Here is a 16,049-nt window from a genome sequence, read left to right on the forward strand (position 1 = left end):
TGGGTGATGTAGCGCCTGGCCTTGTCCCCGGCGTCCCCGGCGTCCCCGGCGTCCCCGGCGTCCCCGGCGTCCCGGCGCTCCCGGCGCCACCGCCACCGGCGTTACCCGCCGGCCCGTTGACCTCGGGCATGAGCTGCACGCCCACGTGCCGCCGTTTGTTGCTGCGGGGGGTGTTGCGCACCAGGCCGTGGAACAGGACCCGGAACGTCCAGTCCTGCAGGCCGTAGCCCACGAACAGCGGCGGCCGGGTGGTCATCGCCCGCAGGATCGGTGTCGGCAGCGGATGCCGCCCGTCGGCCGCGACGGCGTCGACCATGTCGACGAGGTACGTCAGATAGTCGGCCTCGGTGAGCACCAGCGACGCGGGCTCCGCCCAGCTGCCGTGCAGGTGGTAGACGACGGGCCGCTCCACCGTCGGCTCCTGCAGGAGGGGGGCCGCGGCCGGGTCGGTGTCCCACCGGGGGGAGACGGCCACGTGGGGCTCCTTGCCCTCCGCCCGCAACGCCTCGGCCAGGAAGTCGTCGTAGTTCGTCGTGAGGAAGGTCGTCACCGGGAAACCGGCCAGCAGCCGGTGCGGCTCCCCGGGATCGCCCACCGGAGGCCGCCCGAGCGAGCGCAGGTGGCCGCAGACCGTCTCCTTGAGGTCGACCGGATCGCGCACCACGGCCTCGCCGTACTGCATCACGCGGGCCAGGTCGCCGACGCCGGCGAACGGGTAGCCGTAGCGGAGGGCGTACCGGTTGCTGAGGACGGTGCCGGTGGGAAGGGTGCCGGCACAGGCTCCCGCTCCGAGGAAAGGGGCGCGGTCACCCCTGCCGAGCTGGTCGATCGGACGTTCCCAGTCGACATCGTCCATGGGCCACCCTGGTCATCGGGAAACAGTCCCTTATAGGACTCTATTTCCCGTCATGACTGCGCGAAAGTCAAGATCTTTCATATGGACGATGTGAATCCCGCGGCCGGTCCGGCGCTATCGTCTTCAAGTATCCGCCTTAACGCACGTTTAAGGTGGGGATTATCTATGTGATCAAGGTCGCTCAAACTCAGCCCGGTGACGTCGATGAGATTGCTCCCGATGGAATCGACCTCGTCTGCGACGACTTCCTCGCCCATGCGGACTCCCCTGCCCGTGGCCCGGTTCACGCGAGCCACTCGCGCCGCGCGCACCACTTACACCATCATCTTTCCACCTTCACCGAGCACTTCTAACCCAGCGTATCCGGTTATCTTGGCATCACAAAGATAGAAAATCATTCACGTCTTATCCTTCGTTTGGCATGTCGCCATGAGAGTCTGACTTCCCCGTACATGCAACCGCTCCGGCCGGGAGTCTAGGCTGGACGACAATCGGGCGAGTGGAGGCGGTCGCGTGTCCATTTCAGGGCCTTCGGGAATTCCCCGGCCACCGGGACGCCAGCCCCGGATCTGGGGCAAGGTCCCGCAGCAGAACAAGAATTTCACCGGTCGCGAAGATCTCCTCGACAAGCTGCACACCGGGGTCACCTCCGAGGTCACCGCGGTGGTGCCGCACGCCCTCCACGGTTTCGGCGGCGTCGGCAAGACCCACGTCGCGATCGAGTACGCCCACCGCTTCCGGCACGAGTACGACCTGGTCTGGTGGATCCCCGCCGACCAGCCGATCCTGGTGCGCTCGTCGCTGGCCGCGCTCGCCCCGCACCTGGGCGTGGCCTCCTCCGCCGCGATGGGGGTGGAGGAGGCCTCCAGGGCCGTGCTCGACGCCCTGCGCCGCGGCGAGCCGTACTCCCGGTGGCTGCTCGTCTTCGACAACGCCGAGCAGCCGGAGGACATCAACGAGATCGTCCCGCGCGGCCCGGGACACGTTCTGATCACCTCGCGCAACCACGCCTGGCAGAGCGTGGTCGACACCCTGCCCGTCGACGTCTTCACCCGGGCGGAGAGCATCGCGTTCCTCAGCAAGCGCGTGCCGAGGTCGACCACCCCCGACGACAGGAACCGGCTGGCCGAGCAGCTCGGCGACCTCCCGCTCGCGCTGGAGCAGGCGGGGGCCCTGCAGACGGAGACGGGCATGTCCGTCGGCCAATACCTCCACCTGCTCGAAGAGCAGACCGTCCAGCTGCTCGACGCCAACAAGGCGTCCGACTACCCGCTGTCCATGACCGCCGCGTGGTCGCTGTCGGTCTCCCAGCTCAAGTCGAAGCTGCCCGAGGCCGTGAGGCTCCTGCGCTGCTGCGCCTTCTTCGGCCCCGACCCGATCCCTCGCGACGTCTTCGGGATCCTGCCCGCGGAGTTCGTGCCGGAGTCGCGCCTCGGCCCGCTCCTCGCCGACCCGATCCTGCTGAGCAAGGCCATCAGGGAGCTGGGGCGTTACGCCCTCGTGCGGATCGACTCGGAGAACCGGACCATCCAGGTGCACCGGCTGGTCCAGGCGCTCCTGCGTGACGAGCTGAGCGACGAGGAGCACCTGTCCTTCCGAGGGGAGGTCCATCTCCTGCTGGCGGCCGCGACGCCCGGCCTGCCCGACGACAACGGCTCCTGGCCGCGCTACGGGGAGCTACTCAGTCACGTGCGGCCCTCCCAGGTGGAGGAGAGCCGGGATCCCCGCATCCGCCAGTTCGCCCTCGACGTCGTCCGCTACCTCTACTCGTCGGGCAACTACCGGTCGGCCGTCGATCTCGTGGAGAGCTTCATCCGCAGGTGGCGGGGCGACAGCGGCCTCGACGACCGGGACGTGCTCTCCGCGCAGCGGCACCTCGGCATCGTCCTGCGGGAGTTCGGCGACTACCGGGCCTCCTTCGAGCTCAACCGCGACACCCTGGCCCGCATGCGGGCGGTCCTCGGGCCCGACCACGAGGAGACCCTCCTCCTCGTCAACAGCCACGGCGCCGACATGCGGATGCGCGGCGACTTCGCGGCCGCGCTGGAGCACGACAGGGAGTCGCTGCGCCGGCACGAGGAGGCGTTCGGCCCCGACCACCGCCGGACGCTGCGCGCCATGAACAACCTCTCCGTCGACTACATGCTGCTCGGCGACTACCGGCAGGCGTTCGAGCTGCAGAAGGTGCTCTACACGAAGCAGCACTCCTCGATCTCCAGGTCGAGCTCGCTGGTCATGCTGGCGTCACGAAACGGCCTGGCCCGCATCGTCAGGCTCAGGGGCGACTACTCCGAGGCCTGCGACCTCGGCGAGGACGCGTACGAGTTCGGGGTGCAGGAGCTGGGGCCCGACCACCCGTGGACGCTGCGGGTGGCCAAGGACCTGTCCATCGCCAAACGCAGGGCGGGCCTCGTCGACGAGGCGTTCGAGATCGCCCAGCGGACGTACGAGCGCCAGGACCGCATCTTCGGCCGTGACCACCACGACACGCTCGCCGCGGCCCTGTGCCTGGCCAACGCCCAGCGCACCAGGGGGGAGATCGCCGAGGCGCTGGAGCTGCTCCGCGACACCGCGGCCCGATACCCCCGCAGGTACGGGGACGAGCACCCCTTCACCTTCGGCTGTGACATGAACCTGGCGTTGCTCCTGCGGGTCAACGGGGAGATCGAGGACGCGAACCGGTTCGACCTGAGGTCCCTGGCGGGCTTCGACCGCACGCTCGGCCGCGAGCACCACTACTCGCTCACCTGCGCGATCAACCTCGCCAGCGACCTCGCCGCCAGGGGAGACGTCCTGCGGGCCAGGGAGCTGGGCCAGGAGACCCTCGGCCAGCTGCGGGAACTCCTGGGGATCGACCACCCCCTCACCCTGGCCGGCGCGAACAACCTGGTCATCGACCTGCGCGCGGAGGGCGCCGACGAGGAGGCGGGGCTGCTGGAGGCCGACACCTTCGAGCGCTACCAGCGGGTGCTCGGCAACGACCATCCCGACACGAAGGTCGCCCTGAGGAGCGAGCGGCTCGACTTCGACTTCGACCCGCCCGCCCTGTGAACGGCGCGAACGGCGCGAACGGCGCGTTCCCGAGGAGGCGCCGCGGCGCCCGCGCTCCGCGTCCCGCCCGGTCGTTCCCCGGGCCGGACGCTTCGCGGCGCCCGCGCTCGGGGCGCTAGCCGTTGCGTTCCAGCCAGCGCGCGCGGTGCTCGTCCGCGCGCTCCCGGCCCAGGGCCCGCGCGCGGGCGGGCACGCTCTCCAGCGCCCAGTCGTCGAGGCGCCGCGCCATCCCGGCCGTGAAACTCTCACCGGCGGGGGTGAGCCGCCCGCTGCCGAGGAGGGTGCCGGTGACGAGGCGCGAGGCCTCGCGCCACCGGAAGAACTCCGCGCTCGCGCGCAGGGCGGCCTCCCCCGACTCCAGGGCGCGCTGGCGCCTCCAGAAGCCCGTCACGCCCAGGAAGGCGTACGCCCCCTGGAGCAGCCCGGGCACGGGGCGGGGGTCGTCGCGCCAGGGGGCGTAGTGGCGGGCACCGTCGTCGGGAAGGGTGAGCGGGACGAGGTCGATCAGCGCGGAGAGCTTCGCGTGTTGTGTCTCGTGCGTCAGGGTGACCGCGAGCGAGGACGCGTCCGGCGGGGTCGACAGGGCCACGCAGCCGAAGGTCTCCCGTGACGACGAGCTCGCCAGGCCCATGGGGGGCGCGACCAGCGGGGTGAGGACCGTGATCGCGGTGGACACCTCCTCGGCCACGGTCCGGTGGTGGCGCACCAGCAGGTCCCAGGCCGTGCGCAGAGTCGACTGCCACCGCTCGATCTCGGCCCCGCCGAGCCTGCCGCCGATGTTGGCCGTCTCCGGCATCCGGTAGGGGTCGAGGTCGTCGACGACCAGGCGGAGCGGCATGCCGCCCGCCTCGGCGGACAGCGAGCGCAGGCCCCGCCAGCCCGGCGCGTCCAGGCGCGGGTCGCCGGGGATCCGGACGACCGTCCGGTCCGCGGTGACCTCGGCGCCCTCGGCGGCGCACTCGACGGTGGCCCAGGAGACGGTCGGCGACAGGATCGCCTGCCCCAGCGACGGCAGCGTGACCACCCCGTCCGTCGCGGGCACGTCGACGTCGCAGGCCGTACGGGAGTGGATCGCCGCCGCGGCGGCGAGCGCCGAGAGCTGTCCCGGCGCCGCGCGGGTGTCGCCCGCGCGGAGCATCCTGATCGTCCGGCGCGCCCAGGCGCCCACCGACGAGTGCCGCAGCACGGTGTCGACGGCGCCGGGGTGACGGCGCTGGACGGTGGCGAGCAGGTCGTAGGCGCGGCGCGCGGCGGCCGCCTCCGCGTGGCCGGACGCGCGGGCCGTCTCCAGCACCCCGCGTACGAGAAGCACGTGCTTGCTGTACTGGGCGGCGGAGAGGCGGCCGACCGCTGGGGCGCCCCCGCCGCCGCGGGCCAGTTCCGAGAACACCTTCACCGGAATCCGGTGCTCGCGCAGATTCATCGCGCCCCCTTCAGTCGGGTGGTTCTCCGCCGTGCGGCGGGATCTCGACGCCGTCGAGGCCGTGAACGCGTCCGGCGATTCTCACGGCCGTGGCGGGTCTCCCGCGACACGCGCTCCGGATGGCTCCGCCGGCCGGAGCCGGCCATTTCGTTGATACAGCAATATTCGCACGAGAGATCGTGTCCGCTGGAGATCCTCACAACGAACCGGCGAAAAGGGGCGGGTCTCCGGCCGGCGGCGACGAGCCCGCCGGTGACCGGGTCCGGAGGCCGATCACGCACCGTCGATCAGCCTCCACCTTGGCGCGGTGTTATGTGGGATACCCGAAAGCCTGCTACAGGGTAGATGGAGGGTGAGCCCTCCCGCAGTGGAAGAACTCATCGCACTGTACGACTGTGACGCGCGACTGAAGCAAGCTTTACGAGTTTTAATCTTGACTAACGGCACAAAGTGGTGCGAGATGGGAATGGCGCAAGAGAGGCGTGCCGCATTTGTCAGAGAAGTCGGAACTAAAAATTCTGTCGGCCGAAAACGTGTTTCCGGCCACACTCGATGTGGCCGCACTGCTGGCTTCAGGATGGAGACCGTTCGCCTTCCGGCAGTTCATCCTGAAGATCCACAGCAGATGTGACCTCGCCTGCCGCCACTGCTACATCTACGAGATGGCGGACCAGTCCTGGAAGGCCCAGCCCCGGCGCATGTCCGAGGCGATCGTCCAGCGGACGGCACAGCGCATCGCGGAGCACGCCCTCGCCCACGAGCTGGCCGAGGTGGAGGTCATCCTGCACGGCGGAGAACCGCTCCTGGCCGGGCCGGAACTCATCTCCCACGCCGTGCGCGCGATCAGGGGGGCGGCCGCCGACGTCGGGACCCGCGTCCACGTCGGCGTGCAGACCAACGGCCTGCGCCTGGACGAGACCTACCTGCGGCTCTTCGACAGCCTGGAGATCCGGGTCGGGGTGAGCCTGGACGGCTACGAGGCGGCCCACGACCGGCACAGGCTCTTCGCCGGCGGGCAGGGGAGCCACGCCAAGGTCGCCGCCTCGCTGCGGAGGCTGACGGCCGGGCCCTTCCACCATCTCTTCAGCGGCCTGCTGTGCACGATCGACGTCCGCAACGACCCGCTGGCCACCTACGAGGCGCTCCTGGAGTTCGACCCGCCCGCGGTCGACTTCCTGCTGCCGCACGGCAACTGGCTCACCCCGCCACCCTTCCGCGACCCCGGCTCGGCCGCCACGCCGTACGCCGACTGGATGCTGCCGATCTTCGAGCGCTGGTACGGCGCGGCGGTCGAGGAGACCGAGATCAGGTTCTTCAACGAGATCGTCCGCCTGCTCACCGGCCGCGCCTCCCGTACCGAGGCCATCGGGCTCTCCCCGGCGCGGATGGTCGTCGTCGAGACGGACGGCAGCATCGAGCAGTCGGACATCCTCAAGTCCAGCTACCACGGCGCCCCCGCGACCCTGCTGCACGTCCTGCGCGACTCCTTCGACACCGTGCTCGGGCACCCGTCCATCGTGGCCCGGCAGATCGGCGAGCTCGCGCTGGCGCCCGTGTGCCGGGCCTGCGACATCCGTTCCGTCTGCGGCGGCGGCCTCTACCCGCACCGCTACAGCGAGACCGGCGGATTCCTCGGCCCCTCGGTCTACTGCCCCGACCTCTACCGGCTCATCGATCACATTCGCGCGCGGCTCGTACGCGACGTCGCCCGGCTGAAGGGAAGCGGATGAGGCTCACCTCGCGTCCGGTGTCCGACGAGACGTTCTCCGCGCTCGCGAAGGGCGGGGGCGGGGCCGGGGCCATGGGCGAGCTGCGCGCGATGCAGGGTCTCAAGAACAGGCTCCTCGTCCGCGCGCTCGTCCTGGAGGCGGAGGAGGCCGGTCACCCGCACGCCGCCCTCGCGGCGCGCGCCTACGACCTCCTGGCCGAGATGGAGACCCACGAGAGGGAGCGGGTCGAGTCGGAGCTGTGCCACCCGGCCGTGGGCGCGTGGGCGCTGAGGACGTACCTCTCGCTCAGGGCCGGCACGGGCGCGAAGGACGATCCCGGCCGGCTGGCCGCCCTCGTCGTCGCCATCGCGGTCAGGGCCCGGATCGCCTGCCGCGTCCGCCTCGCCGTCGAGGAGGACACCGTCGTCCTGCCGGCCCTCGGCAGCCTCGCCGTGCCGGCCGGCGCGCGCGGGGTGCTCGACGTCACCGTGCGGCCGGACGAGGACGGGGCCGACCTCGACCTCGGCCGCTCGACGGTCCGCGTCGACCCGCTTCGCGACGGGACCGGCTGGCAGGTCCTGCGCAGGCTGCCTGTGGGGCCCGGCCTCAGCCTCGTCGTCGACGACGCGGACCCCTACCGGTGGCCCGCCGGGCACGTCACCGAGCCCCGGCTGAGCGAGGAGAAGCTGGAGCACTGGGCGTCGTGCCTGCGTGACGCGTGGCGCGTCCTGGCCGAACGCCACCGGACCGTCGCCGCGGAGCTGACCTCCGGCATCTCGGTGCTCACCCCCATCCACGCGCCGGCCTTCGGGCAGAACAGCGCCACCTCCCGCGAGACGTTCGGGACCGTCGCCCTGTCGGAGCCGCAGCACGGCCTTGGGATGGCCGCGACGTTCGCCCACGAGATCCAGCACGCGAAGCTGACCGCGCTGACCGACATGGTCGACCTGACCCGGCCCGAGGACGGGCGGCGGCACTACGCGCCGTGGCGGGGCGACCCCCGCCCCGTCAACGGGCTGCTGCAGGGAGCGTACGCGTACCTCGGGGTGGCGGGGTTCTGGAGACGCCAGCACGACCGCGAGCAGGGCGCCCGCGCCTTTCGCGGGCAGGTCGAGTTCGCGCGCTGGAGGGAGGCCGCGTACCGCGTCACCGGCACGCTCATGGGCAGCGGGGGCCTGAACGAGCGCGGCGAGGAGTTCGTGAAGGCGATGAGGGGCACGCTGGAACGCTGGCTGGACGAGCCGGTGGACCTCGCGGTGGCGGCACAGGCACGCCGCGAGGCCGACCAGCACCTCACCACCTGGCGGCGCCGGAACTCCTGAGCGGGGAGCGCTGGTACGCCGTCTCACCGCCCTGAGGCGCCGGAGATCCCGGGCGGGGAGCGGTCAGATCGGCGGGGGGTCGAAGTCGCAGTCGATGCGACGGCCCTCGTTCGCGCAGAGGGCGTCGGGGTGGCCGATCTCCAGCGGCCGTTCGTACCGCCGCATCGTGTCGGCGTACAGGATCTCGGCCTCCCGCTCGGCGCCCGCCGCCCGCAGGTCGAGGGCGAGGTTGGCGGCGCAGGCCAGGCTCAGGAAGTGGTTCTCGCCGAGGAGGCTCCGCAGCCTCCGGAGGGTGTCCTCGCCGAGCGCGCGGGCCTCTTCGCTCTCTCCCAGGGCCGCGAGGTCGCTCTGGAGGCTGACGGCGCAGCTCAGCGAGTAGTGGTGGTCGCGGCTCACCTTCGTGACCAGGCCCGCCCTGACCTGCTCGTTCAGGTCGCGGGCCTTCTCGACGTCTCCTCGCAGGCGGTGCAGGATCGCCAGGTTGCCGAGGCAGGCGTTGGTGTAGGGGTGGTCGAGGCCGTACACCTCCGGATAGCGGGCGACGGCCTTCTCCGCGATCGCGAACGCCTCGTCGAGGTTGCCGGTGGTCCGCAGGGCGTTGGAGAGGTTGACCGCGGCCGCCATGGTGTCGGGGTGCCCGTCCCCGAACAGCCGCTGGAAGCGGGTGTGCGTGTCGTGCGCGAGCTCCAGGGCCTCGGAGAGCTCCCCGGCCCGCCGCTTCGCGATGGAGAGGTCCTTCGCGGCGAGCAGGGTGTAGTGGTGGTCGAGGGTCAGCTCCTGGACGCCATAGGCGTAGGCCTCCTCGCCCAGGTCACAGGCCTCTGTGTAGTCGCCGCAGAGCCGCACGGCCCTGGCCAGGCTGTTCCACGACAGCAGCAGGGTGCCCTTGCTGATCCCGTCGGTCGCGTCGCTCTGCGCGAGGTAGGTCTCCTGGTGCAGCCTGCGCGCCTCCGCGTAGTCGCTGGTCAGCGCGTAGTCGAGGGCCAGGTTGTACACCACGCGCAGGGCGGGGGCGGAGGTCGGGTCCGGGCCGTTCATGTAGGTGATCCGCGACTCCTGGTCCAGCGTGCGCGCGGCGAGGAAGTCGCCCCGGGCGCGCAGCGAGGCCGCGTAGCCGTTGATCGTCGAGAGGGTCTCCGCGTGCTCGGGGCCGAGGATCTCCTTCATCTTGTCGAGGGTGTCGTGGTCGACCTCGTACGCCGTGGCGTACTGCCCGAGACCTCGCAGGATGTTGCCGAGGTGCCGGTGCGCGACGAGCACGTCCGGGTGGTCGGGACCGCTGATCTCGGTCCATCTCCCGATGAAGCTCGTGACGAACGTGTGGGCCGACTGGTAGTTGCCCGACCGGTAGAGGTATCGGACCATTCTCATCGCGAACGACCTGGCCCGCGGGTCGGTGCACTCCTCCAGGCCGGAGGGGGCGACGTGGGCGACCAGCTCCTCGAAACCGCGCCACCTGTCGGTGTCGTCGGGGTCGTGCGGGGCGCTGCCGGCGAGCAGCACGTGGACCTCGTGCCGGATCTCCCGCTGGTCCTTCTCCGGCAGGTCGTCGCGCAGGAGCGCCTGGACCAGGCGGTGGACCTGGATGGTGCGGGTCGCCGGCTCGATCCTGGCCAGGGCGAACCGCCTGAGCTCGCTCAGCGCCGTGGCGAGCAGGATGGGGTCGGACAGGATCGCGCTCAGGCGGGGGACGACGGCCTTGTTGCCCTTGCGGAACACGTCGCGCGGGATCGGCTCCGGCCCGAAGAAGGCGCAGCACCGCAGGACCGTGATCGCCTCCGGGAGGCGGTCCTCCAGGAGCGACACCGACACCTTCCAGGCCGCGGTCATCGACAGCGGGTATCCCGGCGCCCGGTTCGCCCCCAGCAGCCGGCTCGCCTGCTCGTCGAGCTGCTCCAGGTATTCGTCGACCGACATGCCGGTCTCGTACTGCAGCGCGCCGGCCTGCTCCAGGGCGAGCGGAAGGTCGCCGAGCTGCTCGGCCAGCCGCGAGGCGTCCTCGTCGGGCACCTCCCTGCGCAGGCGCTTCTTCAGGAACGCGACGCTCTCCTCGCGGGTGAAGACGTCGACCTGGAGGGTCTCGAAGTGGTCCTCCCACTTGGGGTTGCGCGAGGTGATCAGGACGTGGCCGGGCCCGCGCGGGATGAACTCCTGGACCTGCCCCGGCTCCTCGGCGTTGTCGAAGATCAGCAGCCAGCGGCGGTAGGGGGTGCCGCTCTGCAGCGTCCTGCGCACGGCCTCGGCGGCCTCCTCCACACCGGTGGCCGACGCCGACGGCAGGCCCAGGTGGGGCGCCATCGCCGCCAGGGCGGAGGGCACCAGCACGCGCTGGTCGGCGGGGATCCACCAGACGAGGTCGTAGTGCGAGCGGTAGCGGTGGGCGTACTCGATGGCGAGGTGGGTCTTGCCGACGCCGCCCCATCCCTGCAGGGCCTGGGGCTGGGGGACCACGGCGGTGACGGTGCTGATGCCCTGGCGGAGCTTGAGGAGCAGGTCGTCCCGCCCCGTGAAGTTCCTGTTGCGGGGCGGCACTTTCTCCCAGATCTCGGGCTGCCGTTCGGGAACGGTGTGCGCGGCGTGTGAAAGCTCCACCACCTATGGCCTCCACCCTGTTCAATCCGAAGGATTCTGTCGCCATCCTAGAGCTTGATTCGAGAAGCCGGGCATAACAGAATCAAATAAGTGGCGGGCGCATCTTGAATTTCGCGGGTACGGCGGAACCTCGCCGCACCGTGTTTGGGATGACCGAAAACAGGCCGATGGCAGGGTCGCCGAGTAGGGAGCGCAAATGCATTATGACGGTGCGGCGTCGACGGTCTCCATCGACATCACCGATCTGTCGTTCAGGGACCTGGAGAAGGTCGGCAGCGCCTCTCTCAGAAGGGTGCTGAAGGAGCTTTTCGAGCACGGTGCCGACCTGGAGCCGAGCGCGGGTTTCGACAGCTCGATATGAGAGATCGCCTTGCGGTTCCGGGCAGACTGCGACAGAAAGATAACTGTGAAGCATTCGCCCGTTTCCCGGCGATCGGTGAGTCAGGCGCTCGGGTCCGGCCCACCGGGGGTTGACCGCGGCAATAGAGTCGTTCGGCATCGGGTCCGCTTTCCGGACGGGCCTTCGGCCTGTGAGGTGGTGCCCCGCGTGCACAATATGGGGGAGGCCGAGTGGGAGCGCCTGCTCGACCAGTTGAACAGCGGGGACTGCACGCCTTTCCTGGGGTCCGGGGCGTGCGCGAGCACCCTGCCGACGGGGACGGCGCTGAGCCGTGACATGGCGCGCCGCTGGGACTATCCCTTCGACGACGACCACGACCTTCCCCGGGTGACGCAGTTCGCGGTGATGAGATACGGGGATTCGGTATATGTGAAGAGGCGGATCTGCGACGAGCTCGACGCCGGGGGCGCGCCCGACTTCCTGGACCCCCTCGAACCGCACGGCCTGCTCGCGAGCTTCCCGCTCCCGGTGTACCTGACGACGAACTACGACGACTTCATCCTGCGCTCGCTCGAAGCGGTGGGGAAGCGGCCCAACGTGGCCATCTGCCCGTGGAACAAGGGGCTCGCCTACGCCGAGGACCTGTTCAGCAGCGAGGCGGGCTGGAATCCCCGGCCGGAGGCCCCGCTCATCTACCACCTGCACGGCAGCCTGCAGGATCCGGCGTCGATCGTGCTGGCCGAGGACGACTACCTGGAGTTCCTCACCAACCTCGCGGTGGACGGCGTCGCGGGCGGCCAGCGCATGCTCCCCACCTCCATCCTCGCGGCGCTGACCAGGAGACCCCTGCTGTTCATCGGCTACAGCCTGCAGGACTGGACGTTTCGCGTGCTCTTCCACGGGCTGCTGAAGGCCGTTCCCGGGATCAACCGCCGCAGGCACGTGAGCGTCCAGCTCGCCCCCTCGCTCGCCAGCACGAAGGCGGACGTGCTGGAGGTCCAGCGCCAGCTGGCCAGATACTACGAAGACTGGCGGATCTCCATCTTCTGGGGGACGGCGGAGGAGTTCTGCCGTGAGCTGCGCCGGCGGATGGGACCGGTGCCGTGACCTCCGACGTGCCTCCTGACGCGACCCCCGGGATGACCCCCGGCGTGCCATCCGGCGTGACCCCCGGCGGGACGCCCGGCCGCGACCGGCCCGACGCGGCCGACCAGCCGTACGTCGGCCTGCGGGCCTTCCGCCGCGAGGACGGCTCCAGGTTCTTCGGCCGTGACAGGGAGGCCTGCGAGGTCTCCGACCTGTGGCAGGCCGGGCGCCTCACCGTGCTGTACGGGCCGTCCGGCGTGGGCAAGACCTCGCTGATCCAGGCCGGGGTGCTCCCGCTGCTGGACGCGGGCAGGACCGACGTCCTCCCGATCGGCCGGGTCTCGCACGGCTCGCCCTTCCCGTCCGCCGCGCTCTCGCGGCACAACCCGCACGTGTTCGCGCTGCTGTCGTCGTGGGCCCCCCTGGAGACGCCCACCCGGCTGGCGGGGCTGACGATCCGCGAGTTCCTGAGCCGGCGCCCGCCGCGCCAGGACCCGTACGGCGACCCGGTGCTCACCCTGGCGGCGATCGACCAGGCGGAGGAGCTCTTCGGGGACTTCGCCCACCGCCAGCCGTACTGTGAGTGGTTCATCGCCCAGCTCGTCGAGGCGCTGGACGAGGACCCGAACCTGCGCCTCCTCGTCTCGATCCGGGAGGACTACCTCGCCGCGATCCTTCCCCACGAGCCGAAGCTGGCGGGCATGGCCAGGAGCCGCTTCTCGCTGACCGCCCTCGGCACGGCCGCCGCGGTCCGGGCGACCGAGGGCCCGCTGGAGGGGACCGGCCGCTCGTTCGCCCCCGGCGCGGCGCGGGGCCTGGTCGACGACCTGCGCATGATCAGGGTCGGCAGGGTGCTCGGCGAGGAGGTCGTCGCCGACGCCAAGGTGGTCGAGCCCGTCCAGCTGCAGGTCGTGTGCTCGGCCATGTGGCGTTCCCTGCCCGACGACGTGCGGGTCATCTCCTCCGACCACGTCCACAGGTTCGCCAACGCCGACCGCTCGCTCACCACCTTCTCCGAGCGGATGATCGCCGAGGTGGCCCGCGACCACTTCGGGGACGACGTCGCCGAGCTCAGGAGCTGGCTGCGCCGCTGCTTCATCACGGAGCTGGGCACCCGCGAGGTCGTCTACCAGGGGGAGACCGTCACCGCGGGCATGCCGAACGCGGTGGTCAGGGCACTGGTCGACCGCCACATCCTGCGCGAGGACATCAAGGCGGGAACGCGATGGTGCGAGCTGTCGCACGAGCGCCTCATCCAGCCGATCCTCCAGAACGACCACCTCGTCCCGGCGGCCGAGACCCGCTCCTTCCCCGACGACTACCTGCGGGCCGCCGAGCTCTCGTTCCGCGACGGGGAGTTCGCGCTGGCCGGGAAGCAGGCCGAGGAGGCCCTGGAGCGCTGCGGCGACAACACCAGGATGCGGGCGGAGATCGAGTCCTTCCTCGGCAACGTCGCGCACCGGCGGGAGGACTTCGAGAAGGCCGTCTCCCACTACCGCACCGCCGCGGTCCTCTTCGAGACGCTGGGGGCGACCTCGGCGGTCGGCGGCCTGCTCGCCGGGATCGGCAGGCTGCGGCTGGCCCAGGCGCGTCCCTCGGCCGCGGTACGGGAGCTGTACTCGGCGATCCGCCGCCTGCCCAACGACATGCACATCCAGACCGAGCTCGCCTGGGCGCTCTGGTACGACGGCCATCCCGACGCGGCGCGCGACGTCCTCAACGACGTCCTGGGCCGGGAGGGGAACCTCACCGAGGCGTTGCGCGCCCGCGGTGAGATCCTCGCCGGGCTCGGCCGGGCGGAGGCGGCGCTGCGGGACCTCGACCGGGTACGGCCGCTGCAGTGGCCGTCCACCCGGGCCGCCCACGCGCTCGCGCTGGCCATGCTGGGCCGTTTTCCCGAGGCGGAGCGCGAGATCGGGGCGGTGTCGGCCGAGGCGGCGGACCACGGCCCGGTCCTGCTGTACGCCGCGAGGATCGAGGAGCTGGCCGGTGACGCGGCGGCGGCGGCCGCGCTGGCCGGGCGGGCCGCGGCGGCGAGGACGCCCGCGCTCCCCGCCCACCTGGCGACGGAGGCGGCGCGCCTGACCGGGCTCGCCTGATCGAGCGCAGCCGACCGAGGCTGATCGAGTTGAGCTGGGCTGACCGGGTGTCTCAGGGGTGGGCCTGTCTCTCCCCGCCCGGCATCAGGCCGCCGCGCAGGGCGGGAAAGGCCGTCACGACTATCGCGATCACGACCATGGTGACGAAGAGGAACACGGTCGCCCCGTCGCCGCCGAAGCAGGTGACGAGGAGGGCGCCGAGCGGTGCCGCCACCGATATCGCCACGCGGCTGGTGAGCCGGGACACGCTCGCCACCCTCGCGATCTTGTCCGAGCCGATCTCGTGGGCCTCGAACGTCCTGATGCTGATGTTGCTGAGGGCCCCGCTGCACCCGGTCAGCAGCGTCGCCAGGGCGAAGAAGGCGGGATGCCCGCCGAAGGCGGCGACGAAGAGCGCGAACGCCCAGATCCACACCTGCGCGAACAGCATGAAGGGCGGCGGCGTGACGCGCAGGACGACGAGGGACCCCAGGACCCCGCCCAGCCCGCCCCCCGCGAGCACCAGCCCGACGATCAGCGGAGACAGCTCCGTCGAACTCGCGAGAAAGACCATGGTCAGCGCGTTGACCATCAGATTGGTGAGGGCGGTCAGCGCCATCGCGGTGCGCAGGAAAGGCCGCTGGGCCACCTCGCGCAGCCCGTCGCCGACTTTGACCAGCGGCCGCGCGTCACGCCGGACGTCACTCGCGTCCATTCGCAGCAGCAAACCGAACGAGAGGAAGAAGAGCACGGTATTGACGGCCGATGGTATCGCCTGACCGATTCCCAGCAGGAATCCGCCGAGCGGCCTTCCCGCCAGCACGGCGGTGTGGAAACTCATCTCGCTTCGCGCGAGCGCGCGGCGGAGCCCGTCGCGGCCGACCAGTGAGGGGATCAGCGCGTTCTCCGCCAGCGAGTGCAGGACCCACAGCGCCCCCTCGGCGACGGCGGCCACGATCAGCTGGGTCAGCGAGGCCGCCCCGCAGAGCAGGGCCACGAACACGCTGGCCGCGGTGATCCCCCTGGCTGCCTCCGTCCACAGCATGACCTGGCGCGGGTTGAAGCGGTCGATCAGGGCGCCGGCCGGGATGTACAGCAGGAGGCCGGGGACGGTCGAGGCGAACCCCACCCATCCGGCGGCCATGGGGGAGCCGGTGAGCGCCAGGGCGATGAGCGGGTAGGAGACGCCGAGGGTCCGGAAAGCGGTCATGGAAAGCGCGGATCCGGCCCACGCCAACCTGAGGTCCTTCTTGTTGTTGCGTGTCCGGGTCGCTCGCGCCGGTCCGTCCCCCACAGCTTGCGTATTCCTGTTCTCGTGTCAGCCGTCGGACAACAGCTGACAACTGATTTGTGAGGTGTGTCGTCAAAATCGCCGACGGAAAAGGAGAAATGGGATTTTGTTGACATGAAAACGACCAATGGGACCCCTGTAGCTCGGGTCCCATTGTTAATTCCGGCCTCGGGAGGCCCAAGCATAGCGTCGATTCGGCTAAATGAATCAAGCTCGCCCGGCTCCGCCTGCCTTCACCGGATTCCTGTCCCCGCACCCGCCCCTTCCCCGATGGTGACTCCGGGGGAGGGGCGGCCGGAGG

11 protein-coding genes and 1 pseudogene are annotated in these 16,049 nt (G+C 70.8%); 7 read left to right on the plus strand and 5 right to left on the minus strand.

What is annotated here, in order from left to right:
• Positions 1–148: 148 nt before the first annotated feature.
• Positions 149–856, minus strand: a pseudogene (locus ACSC1Q_RS04005) (SIR2 family NAD-dependent protein deacylase); the annotation flags it as partial.
• A gap of 77 nt (positions 857–933) precedes the next feature.
• Positions 934–1,113, minus strand: coding sequence for an FxSxx-COOH cyclophane-containing RiPP peptide (fxsA, locus tag ACSC1Q_RS04010; protein ID WP_436757276.1), 180 nt, complete (start codon positions 1,111–1,113; stop codon positions 934–936).
• Here fxsA and ACSC1Q_RS04015 point away from each other — a divergent pair.
• A complete protein-coding gene (locus ACSC1Q_RS04015; protein ID WP_436757879.1) occupies positions 1,024–1,209 on the plus strand; it encodes a hypothetical protein in 186 nt (61 codons plus the stop codon). The two genes, fxsA and ACSC1Q_RS04015, sit on opposite strands and share 90 nt — an antisense overlap.
• 160 nt (positions 1,210–1,369) lie before the next feature.
• Entirely contained in the window at positions 1,370–3,907 is a 2,538-nt protein-coding gene (gene fxsT / locus ACSC1Q_RS04020) for an FxSxx-COOH system tetratricopeptide repeat protein (RefSeq protein WP_436757277.1), read from the plus strand.
• 115 nt (positions 3,908–4,022) lie between these two features.
• Here fxsT (ACSC1Q_RS04020) and ACSC1Q_RS04025 read toward each other — a convergent pair whose 3' ends face one another.
• Positions 4,023–5,330, minus strand: coding sequence for an HEXXH motif domain-containing protein (locus ACSC1Q_RS04025; protein WP_436757278.1), 1,308 nt, complete (start codon positions 5,328–5,330; stop codon positions 4,023–4,025).
• 554 nt (positions 5,331–5,884) lie between these two features.
• Between ACSC1Q_RS04025 and ACSC1Q_RS04030 the strand changes: the two genes are divergently transcribed.
• Complete coding sequence (locus tag ACSC1Q_RS04030) at positions 5,885–7,060, plus strand: FxsB family cyclophane-forming radical SAM/SPASM peptide maturase (protein WP_436757279.1); 1,176 nt, start codon at positions 5,885–5,887, stop codon at positions 7,058–7,060.
• Positions 7,057–8,361 (plus strand): HEXXH motif domain-containing protein, encoded by a 1,305-nt coding sequence (locus ACSC1Q_RS04035; protein WP_436757280.1) that lies wholly within the window; start codon positions 7,057–7,059, stop codon positions 8,359–8,361. Before ACSC1Q_RS04030 ends, ACSC1Q_RS04035 begins: the two co-directional genes overlap by 4 nt.
• Positions 8,362–8,424: 63 nt before the next feature.
• On the opposite strand, the gene fxsT (ACSC1Q_RS04040) is transcribed toward ACSC1Q_RS04035, so the two are convergent.
• Entirely contained in the window at positions 8,425–10,956 is a 2,532-nt protein-coding gene (gene fxsT / locus ACSC1Q_RS04040; RefSeq protein WP_436757281.1) for an FxSxx-COOH system tetratricopeptide repeat protein, read from the minus strand.
• Between the two features lie 193 nt (positions 10,957–11,149).
• Between fxsT (ACSC1Q_RS04040) and ACSC1Q_RS04045 the strand changes: the two genes are divergently transcribed.
• The 3 genes from ACSC1Q_RS04045 (at position 11,150) to ACSC1Q_RS04055 (ending at position 14,478) form a co-directional block, all read left to right on the plus strand.
• Positions 11,150–11,314, plus strand: coding sequence for an FxSxx-COOH-like cyclophane-containing RiPP peptide (locus tag ACSC1Q_RS04045; protein WP_386159935.1), 165 nt, complete (start codon positions 11,150–11,152; stop codon positions 11,312–11,314).
• A gap of 195 nt (positions 11,315–11,509) precedes the next feature.
• The gene (locus ACSC1Q_RS04050; protein WP_436757864.1) at positions 11,510–12,400 is read left to right on the plus strand and encodes an SIR2 family NAD-dependent protein deacylase; all 891 of its coding nucleotides are present in this window, start codon (positions 11,510–11,512) and stop codon (positions 12,398–12,400) included.
• A gap of 44 nt (positions 12,401–12,444) precedes the next feature.
• Complete coding sequence (locus ACSC1Q_RS04055; protein WP_436757282.1) at positions 12,445–14,478, plus strand: tetratricopeptide repeat protein; 2,034 nt, start codon at positions 12,445–12,447, stop codon at positions 14,476–14,478.
• Positions 14,479–14,530: 52 nt separating this feature from the next.
• Here the strand turns inward: ACSC1Q_RS04055 and ACSC1Q_RS04060 are convergent, their stop codons facing one another.
• Entirely contained in the window at positions 14,531–15,751 is a 1,221-nt protein-coding gene (locus tag ACSC1Q_RS04060) for an MFS transporter (RefSeq protein WP_436757283.1), read from the minus strand.
• Between the last annotated feature and the right edge of the window lie 298 nt (positions 15,752–16,049).

It is taken from the genome of Streptosporangium heterodermiicola (assembly GCF_051390675.1).
GTDB lineage: Bacteria > Actinomycetota > Actinomycetes > Streptosporangiales > Streptosporangiaceae > Streptosporangium.